The organism is Microcoleus sp. MON1_C5 (assembly GCF_036701875.1).
Lineage (GTDB): Bacteria > Cyanobacteriota > Cyanobacteriia > Cyanobacteriales > Microcoleaceae > Microcoleus.
This window is the reverse complement of sequence record NZ_JAUBRN010000016.1, coordinates 102591-110501: the sequence shown is the minus strand read 5'-3', so window position 1 is coordinate 110501 and position 7911 is coordinate 102591. Positions and strand designations below refer to the sequence as shown.

Genomic DNA, 7911 nt, shown 5'->3' with positions numbered 1-7911 from the left:
GAGTTTGCATTTAATGAAGTTACATCAGAAAATCTTTGGAATTGGTTTACTCACTGCTGTTATTGTACCTCATCTTTATGAGAAAGGCTATACCTTTCCTTTTTCCCAGCCGGGGGATTTTCCCCTCTGTTTAGGTAGTTTCGTAGGAGTACCAATGTCAACTAAAACCGACAACATTGATTGGGCAACACGTCCAGGAGTTAAATCGAGCGTAGCAGATTGCCAAGGCAGTCGATTTTCGATCACTAAATCCCTAGCCAGCCAGAGTTGCCAACTCATCAACGGCATTAAATCACTCCATCGCTCACATTGTTCGGGAGTTCTCAAGTTAGGTAATGTCCAATGCAATCGTTGCTTGACAAATCTATACCAATTATCCACCCCAAAACGGCGCAAATACTTAAACCAAAAAGTTTCTAAGGGTAGAGTTCGTTCTCCCACCCAAACCAACCATAAGGGTGGAAACGGCTGACTGTTTGACATGGGCTTCATTCTTTCGACGAGGATTAAATTGACTCTCTGTTCAGCGGCACGATAAAAATGTAAGTCAAGCCATTGACTGACTCGGACTTGTCCCAACTCTGGATGTTCGTCAATTTCAATCACAGTATCCGCTTGCAGCCATGTGGTTGGGTCATTCACCCTCATTTTCTGCCCGTGCTTACGTGGTCTACCGCGACCACTATAGGCTGGTGGTGCTGACCACAAGCAGGCATTACTTCGGACTCGCATTAAGCAATCAGCTTGAATATCTGCTATGGCTAGTACCCAACTTGCATTGCCATATTCTCGATCTAAAACTGCTAAGACTGGATTGATGCTCTGTTCACAAACAAGTTTGAGTTGGGAAGCTGCTTTTTCTATTGGTGAAGACCAACTACTAATTCGTTCATGTAGTAGGGGTAATGCCCAACTTCCTTCTGTTTCGGGTATCCACGCAATTGTACTGTATCCCTGTCCAATAATTACACCTGCCTGATATTCATGGGTTCTGTCTTTTAATGTTTTAGCCTCTGGTCTTCCCCATACAGTATGATCGATTGCCACTAATAGGTGTTCGGTTGGGGGTGATTCCTGCTGTAATTGCTGGAGATAGAGTAGCATCAGTTTTTTCCGGTCTGGCCTACTGTCTTGTAAGGCTTCGTAAACGCTTGGCCAGTGACGATTGAATAACGGACTGAGCGAAAATTCCGCCAAACAGGCCACATTCCTGGTGGTCATTACTGCATCCATCAGCTCGAATGTCGCATCCTTGGCTCGCACCAATAACTCGTATGCTGCTTGACGAAAATCCTTTAATCGTTCACTGTTCATTGAGGGAGTGGATAGGTTTTATTTTTCACCCTCATTCTCTCCCGGCGCGGTGGCTCAAGTTCTTCTGAAAGCCACCGTTCTCTATTTTTTAGTCTAAACTCCAGTTAGATTAAGTTTAAGTATTATTACTGATGTCTTTTAGCGCGTGATAGGGTTGGTCCTCAGAAATAGGCCAATTAGGCAACGATCCGACTTTTCCGACTTTATGATCCGACTTTTCCGACTTGCTTTACGCGGAGACCCCAAACATACTATTGAATAGCATCTATCTAAAGACATAGAACAGTACCAGTCATGCTGTTGATCTGCTCTATAGATAGATAGTAAAACCAGGGCGTCGGACTTTTCCGACTTTATGATCCGACTTTTCCGACTTTATGATCCGACTTTTCCGACTTGCTTTCTCTGGAATATGCACACATACTATTGAATAGCATCCACCAAAAGACAGATAAAAGTAGCGATCGAGCAGTTGAGCAGCTCTATCTAAAGGTAGAGGCTAGCACCAGTCAGGTTATCTATCTGCTCTACAGGCAGCAGGTAGCAGTGATCTTACTTAGTAAGCAGTTCTTGGAGAGAACTTTCTTAACCAGCCAATCGATGGGTTTGCTCAATGAGCTCACCTAAATCTAATTTTCCAAGCTGAGTTCCTCGCTGCAGAGCATACAAACTCCCCAAATTGCAGCTCAATTTCTGTGGAAATTCATAGCCTTTAGAAGGATAAATTGTTTCATTTATGAACCCGTTAATCGTGCCTGGAAAACTAGATTCTTTAAGTCAGATAGCTCAGTATGTCCTCGCGGCAGCAGCGGAGGCTGAGCTGGAAAAAAAAGCATCTTACGGGCTGCGCCTAGCAGTCGATGAAATTGCCACAAATATCATCATTCACGGTTATGAAGAATCGGGCAGTGAGGGGAATTTGGAGTTATGCGCCGAACTCAGCGATCGAAATTTGACAATTGTTATTGAGGATACAGCAGTCACTTACGATCCCATCGAGCAAGCGCTACCTAGTGATTTGGATAAAAACCTGCACGAAAAAAGTATTGGAGGGCTAGGAGTTTATCTGGCTATTCAAGGCGTAGATAAATTTTCTTACGAGCGGGTAGAAAATCGCAATCGCAATATATTTACGGTCGAGCGGAAAGGTAATAGATAGGAGAGGGCATCCAGGGGATTAAATCTCCCTAATTTCACACTAGAGAAGCCATACTGCTTTTTGATTGAGCGACGTATAAAAACAGGAGTACAACTGTGGGTTCTTACGTTAAACAGACTAATCCAGACAATTTAGAGAGTTCTCTTTTGCCGTCAGCTAATTTAGACTTAACGAGCCAAGTAGGCAACGCTGACATTCATCTCAAGAACCCAAAGTTACCCTTAAAATTGGGAATATCTTTGAAGTTTCCTTTCAGTTTGAAGTTAGGCTTAGCGCTTTCCGTCCTGTCTGTTGGGGTTGCTACCACAAGTATTTTTTGGCTCCAATCAAGCATCCAGCGAAATTTGCTAAAAAACCAGGCTAAGGAGTTAAAACAAATTGGCATCAAGGAATCTTCATCTTTTTCTAGCAAAGATATAGCAGAAATTAAGAACCTAGCCGCTCAAATTAATTCACAGAGTCTACAACTATCCCAGCAGCAAATAAATTCTGGAGCAGAAAATACTGAGTTTCCTGGGTTATCCAAAGAGGTGCATGACAAGATTACAGCTTCAAAAAGGTATCAAAATCTGGCTCGCAAGTTAGGAGAGATTACGAATCAAAGTCGGAGAGACGATTCATCTGACATCTACATCAAGGCATCCTATCTAATCAGCACAGTCCCTGAGTTTCCTGACCGCAAATTTGTGAGACTGCTGGCTAGCGATAAAGGGTATCGCTATGAAGGTAGTTCGCCAAAAAGTAGTAATGATTATGTTGGGTACTATTATTTCCCAAATTCTCCGTCTATCCGCGCAGCTTTCGACGGTCAACCCAAAGTAGATACTCAGTTTTATTATGAGTATAATAATAAAAAAGATGCCTACATTTCAACCGCCGTTCCCCTGAAAGATGATACGGGTAAAGTTGTTGCTGTCCTCAACTTAGATGTCGATGTTAGTAGCCTAGCCATAGAAGTTGATAGCCTGAAATGGACTTGCTTGCAAATTATTGGCAGTAGCTTATTCATTTCTTTGCTAGCAGCATCCCTGATCAGCAACTGGTTAGTGAAACCGATTCGGAAGCTGTACCAGGCATCAGAAAAGATTCGCAACCATAATTTTGATGTAGCTGTAGAAGTCAAAAGCAACGATGAGTTTCAACAACTGGCTGAGGCTTTCAATGCTATGGTTGCAGAGGTAAGTCGATACACTAACAACCTGGAATCTCTCGTAGAAGTACGAACCGATCAACTGAATAAGGCTAAAAACGAATTAGAAACCGATATCGAAAAAGGGCAAAAGCTGCAAAGAAACTTTTTGCCAAATCCAATTTTAACCGTACCAAATTGGGAAATTTGTGCGACCTTTGAACCAGCAAAAAAAGTTGCCGGCGACTTTTATGATGTTTTTCCACTTCCTAATGGCAGTATAGGATTAGTGATTGCAGATGTTTGCGACAAAGGCGTTGGGGCAGCGATGTTTATGGGGCTATTTCGTAGCTTTATTCGGCTGTTCTCTGGAGGAACAAATTTTCACTTCTGCGATCGAGAAGCAACGGCTCGCACAGCCGGAATGGAATTAGAATTTGACTTATATCAAAGGCAAGCTCTCCAGGCAATTGAGATTACCAACAACTACATTAGTGAAGAACATGGTGAAACCGGTATGTTTGCCACAATGTTCTTCGGGGTACTCAATCCAGAAACAGGTTTATTAACCTATATTAACGGCGGGCATGAATCACCTTTAATTATCAATGCTTCTGGGATCAAGACTGCCCTCAAATCTACAGGCCCCGCCGTAGGAATGATGCCAAATATGAAGTTTAAAATTCAGCAGGTTCAGCTCGAACCGGGAGATATTCTATTTGGTTACACGGATGGTCTTACTGATGCCCGCAGCCCCAACAAGGAATTTTTCACAGAAAAGCGAGTGCTTTCACTCCTAAATCAGCCTTATTCCTCAGCATCCGAATTACTAGAACGTATGAAAACCGATGTGTTTACCCATATAGACTGTGCAGCGCAGTTTGATGACATTACCTTGCTAGCAGTGCGACGGAAAATCCCCGGCACATCCTAATTCAATTTTAGGAAACTGGGTTTTCAGTTCTACTGAAAGTATGAGTTCTTTATTCACCACTAAGGAGTTACTAATGACTCGAATCAACTACTATAAAGGCTTGACAGCCGACTATTCAAAACCTGGATTGGTTTCGGACGAACTTAAGCAAACAATGATTGAGTTAGCCGAGAAAATTGTGGCAATGAAGGACGAAAAGTTGCCCGAAATTAGCTCAGATTATACTCTCGAACCAATCGAAAAAGAAAATCAGGAATGGTGGCCGACTCACTGCGAGGCATTAAGACAATGCCGGGGTGACATCTTAACAGGTGAATATCGCGAAGATTTGGTTTACTTATGCCAAGACGGCCCCTATCGCGGTTTAGACAAACAAAAAGAACGCGAGAAACACTGGTGGGCTTTAATTGCACAGCCAGGGGTGACAATGTGCTGGCCGATTGTGATGTTTTTTGGCGAACACACTTACTTTGAGTGGAAGTGTGTGGACGACGAAACTAACGAAACCCTCGCCAAAGGAAATGTCACTTGGGTGCGGCGCGGCCACCGAGGAGCCTGCTACCTCAAAACCGAACAATTGACTTTCTACCGAGATGTTTTTGCCCCTGATTCACTTTTAAAGCTAATCAAGGCCTAAATACCTCCTATTGTCTGGTTACGAGAGGTAAGAATTCCGTCAGGGGCTTCTATGTCAGAGGACAATCATCAACCTGAAATAGTTTACGTTCGCAAGGATTTTTTAGGGTATGGCAACTGAAAGCAAGGGCAAAATTGGTGTTCGGATCGAAGAACATTTTGATCCTACTGAATATCGGGAATTCAATGATTTTTTTCCGAAACACGGTTATGAAGTCGAGTACATTTCTCACTTGTGGGGAAATCAACAATTAACTTTCGGATCGAACCCAGAAAATGATAAAGTTGAATATCATGTGACTGTCGCTACAGAAGTCAATGATATCGCTCCTTCTGCCTACAAAGGCATCATTGCAATTGGGGCTTATGCTACCGATCGCCTGAGATACCAGGCGAAAGTCAAGAAAGGTCAAAAAAACCAAGCGCCGGCGGTAGAATTTCTCAGAAAATCCATGCACTCAGAAAGCCTAAAGCTCGGAACAATCTGTCACAGTTTGTGGCTGTTCTGCGCCGACTCAGACTTACTGAAAGGGCGGAAAGTGACCTGCGCTCACAACATCATCTGTGATGTAGAAAATGCCGGCGCAGAAGTTGTCTACGACGAAGAAAATGAAGTCACCGTTGACTTAGTAGTAGATGGCAACTTGATTACCGGGAAGCATCCAGGAGTAGTAAACCAATTCATGGAAGTTTTTGTGAAAGAGATCGAGAACAAGTAAAAAACACAGACGAGTAGACCGAAAAATTCTAATCAATTAGCAGAGGAAAGAGAATGGAACGGATGAATTTTTCATTCTCCGACATGATCGGAGGATATGTTACCCAGTTCAACCGCAGCGATAAAAGCTTCGGCATCAAGACATCAGACGGTCGCCAATATACTGCCTACCTGACACCAACTACTTACGGCCGCATTACCCAAAACCTAGAAGAACCTTACCTAAGCGCCACCGAACGGTTTGCAGAACTGCTGCACCCCGGCCAGCACGTCTTCGCTTACGGTATCTTCTACCCTCAAGGCGAAGGACACAAATTTGAAGCCAAATCTTTAGTTTTTGCCGGGGAAGCACCCGAAAACTATCGCCACGAAGAACCGGACTGGTGGATTAAGCAAGTCCGATCAATCGCTGACTGCTACCTGAAATGGCAATTTGGCTACCCCAACCAGCCAATTGACTATAAGGAATATCGGACGATGCTGAATCTGTCCGGGAGCAAAAAGCAAGACGACTACTTGCAAGAAACTGACACCGTTTCCCGCTTGGTTTATGGGTTTGCTTCAGCTTTTTTAATGACAGGCGAAGACCGCTTTTTAGAAGCCGCTGAAAAAGGTACTGAATACCTGCGCGATCACATGAGGTTTTACGACCCCGATGAAAACCTGATTTACTGGTATCACGGGGTACGGGTCAAAGGACAGCGGGAACAAAAACTGCTCACTTCTGAGTTTAGCGACGACTACGATTGCATCCCCGCTTACGAACAAATTTACGCTCTTGCCGGCCCGATTCAAACTTACCGAATTACTGGCGACCCGCGCATCCTTAAAGATGCCGAAATGACCGTCGATTTGTTTGATAAGTTCTTCTTGGATAAAGAACAAGGCGGTTATTTCTCCCACATTGATGCCCTCAGCCTTGACGCCCGTGCCGAGTCCCTAGGTCGCAACCGCGCTCGCAAAAATTGGAACTCAGTCGGCGACCACGCACCTGCGTATTTAATTAACCTGTATCTGGCAACAGGCGACCAGAAATATGCCGACTTTTTAGAGTACACTTTTGACACGATCGCCAAGTATTTCCCTGAGTACGAAACCAGCCCGTTTGTTCAGGAAAAGTTCAATGAAGATTGGACTCCTGACAAAATCTGGGGCTGGCAGCAAGACCGGGCTGTTGTCGGTCACAACCTCAAGATTGCGTGGAATTTGATGCGGATGCAATCGCTTAAAGCCAAAGATAATTACAAAGAATTGGCTGAAAAGATTGCGTATCTCATGCCCGATGTGGGAAGCGATCGCCAACGCGGCGGCTGGTACGATGTCGTCGAACGTATGCTCGAACCAGGTGAAGAACAGCACAGCTTTGTCTGGCACGATCGCAAAGCTTGGTGGCAGCAAGAACAAGCAATTTTAGCTTACTTAATCCTCAACGGCCTCACTCAAAACCCAGAATACTTGCGCCATGCTCGCGAAGCCGCGGCCTTCTACAGTGCTTTCTTCCTGGATCATGACGACGGTGCTGTTTACTTCAATACTTTAGCCAACGGACTGCCGTACTTGCTGGGAAATGAGCGATTCAAAGGCTATCACTCCATGTCTGGCTATCACTCCACCGAACTGTGCTATCTCTCTGCGGTTTACACCAACCTGCTGATTACTAAGCAGGCGATGGATTTCTACTTCAAGCCAATGCCGGGAGGATTCAAAGACAATATCCTGCGAGTTTCACCTGATATTTTGCCCCCCGGTAGTATCAAAATCGGTGCTTGTGAAATCGACGGACAACCCTACAGCAACTTCGACGCAGATAACTTAACCGTTCAGTTGCCTGATACCAAAGAGCGGGTGAAAGTCAAAGTGCAGATTGTCCCGGTATAGTCAGCAGTTTGTTACCTAAAGTGAGAATGAATGCAGCCTGAATTGCTAGTTTTATACTTAACAAGTATAGGCTGCTTCCTCTTTCTCTCAAGATAATCGTTTTCTTAATCCCTGGGAAGAATCTCCCAATTCTAATTTATTTA

At 44.2% G+C, this 7911-nt stretch carries 6 protein-coding genes; 5 read left to right on the top strand and 1 reads right to left on the bottom strand.

What is annotated here, in order from left to right:
* Positions 1–87: 87 nt before the first annotated feature.
* A complete protein-coding gene (locus QUA71_RS10855) occupies positions 88–1314 on the bottom strand; it encodes an NF041680 family putative transposase (protein ID WP_333284767.1) in 1227 nt (408 codons plus the stop codon).
* A 736-nt stretch (positions 1315–2050) separates the two neighbouring features.
* Here QUA71_RS10855 and QUA71_RS10850 point away from each other — a divergent pair.
* From QUA71_RS10850 to QUA71_RS10830, 5 genes are all read left to right on the top strand, one after another.
* Positions 2051–2473, top strand: coding sequence for an ATP-binding protein (locus tag QUA71_RS10850; RefSeq protein ID WP_333284765.1), 423 nt, complete (start codon positions 2051–2053; stop codon positions 2471–2473).
* A 95-nt stretch (positions 2474–2568) separates the two neighbouring features.
* Positions 2569–4536, top strand: coding sequence for a PP2C family protein-serine/threonine phosphatase (locus QUA71_RS10845; protein ID WP_333284763.1), 1968 nt, complete (start codon positions 2569–2571; stop codon positions 4534–4536).
* Between the two features lie 73 nt (positions 4537–4609).
* The gene (locus QUA71_RS10840) at positions 4610–5173 is read left to right on the top strand and encodes a hypothetical protein (protein WP_333284761.1); all 564 of its coding nucleotides are present in this window, start codon (positions 4610–4612) and stop codon (positions 5171–5173) included.
* A gap of 109 nt (positions 5174–5282) precedes the next feature.
* On the top strand, positions 5283–5891 hold the full coding sequence (locus tag QUA71_RS10835) for a DJ-1/PfpI family protein (protein ID WP_333284759.1): 609 nt from the start codon (positions 5283–5285) through the stop codon (positions 5889–5891).
* A 62-nt stretch (positions 5892–5953) separates the two neighbouring features.
* The gene (locus tag QUA71_RS10830) at positions 5954–7768 is read left to right on the top strand and encodes an AGE family epimerase/isomerase (protein WP_333284757.1); all 1815 of its coding nucleotides are present in this window, start codon (positions 5954–5956) and stop codon (positions 7766–7768) included.
* The last annotated feature ends 143 nt before the right edge of the window (positions 7769–7911 follow it).

Excerpts from the sequence above, each read along its gene's own strand:
- QUA71_RS10855 (WP_333284767.1), bottom strand. The coding sequence starts at position 1,314 with ATGAACAGTGAACGATTAAAGGATTTTCGTCAAGCAGCATACGAGTTA.
- QUA71_RS10850 (WP_333284765.1), top strand. The coding sequence starts at position 2,051 with ATGAACCCGTTAATCGTGCCTGGAAAACTAGATTCTTTAAGTCAGATA.
- QUA71_RS10840 (WP_333284761.1), top strand. The coding sequence starts at position 4,610 with ATGACTCGAATCAACTACTATAAAGGCTTGACAGCCGACTATTCAAAA.
- QUA71_RS10835 (WP_333284759.1), top strand. The coding sequence starts at position 5,283 with ATGGCAACTGAAAGCAAGGGCAAAATTGGTGTTCGGATCGAAGAACAT.
- QUA71_RS10830 (WP_333284757.1), top strand. The coding sequence starts at position 5,954 with ATGAATTTTTCATTCTCCGACATGATCGGAGGATATGTTACCCAGTTC.